Annotated in this window: 1 pseudogene; it reads right to left on the bottom strand. The window is 52.8% G+C overall.

What is annotated here, in order from left to right:
* A pseudogene (locus ACTHUR_RS19520) lies at window positions 1-483 on the bottom strand (calcium-binding protein); the annotation flags it as partial.

The following is a 483-nucleotide window of genomic DNA, read 5'->3' as shown; positions in this document are numbered from 1 at the left end:
ATCGTCTACGATGCCGCCGCGCATCATGTCCGCGCCTGCTTTGCCGTCGATGACGTCGTTGCCGACGGTGCCGTTCAGCGCGTCGTTTCCATCCGTGCCTTCAATACGTTCGCCTGCATTGTCGCGTATTTCTACTTGCGCTTGGGTAGCTTTGATGAATTGGTTGAGGTTTAATGTGCCGTTTGCGAAAACAAACCGTTGAACGGAAGGCATATTGCTGCCTTCTTGATATTGATTGGAAATGGTCAGGACGGATTGTGTGTGTTTCACGGCGATACGCCAGTCCTGTCCGCCTTCGGCATTGCGCACGGCGGTAACGGTCAAATCTTCTACACTGAGATCGTCCAAAAAGCGGATGCTGTTGCTGCCTTGGCGGTCGATTACCGTATCTTTGCCGCTTTTCTCGCCAAACAGATAGGTATCGTTGCCTTCCCCGCCTTGTAAAACATCGTTTCCTGCCGCGCCGTCTAGGATATCGTTACC

The sequence above is a fragment of the Neisseria sp. P0021.S007 genome, from assembly GCF_051956855.1.
This window is presented reverse-complemented; position numbering and strand designations above follow the sequence as displayed.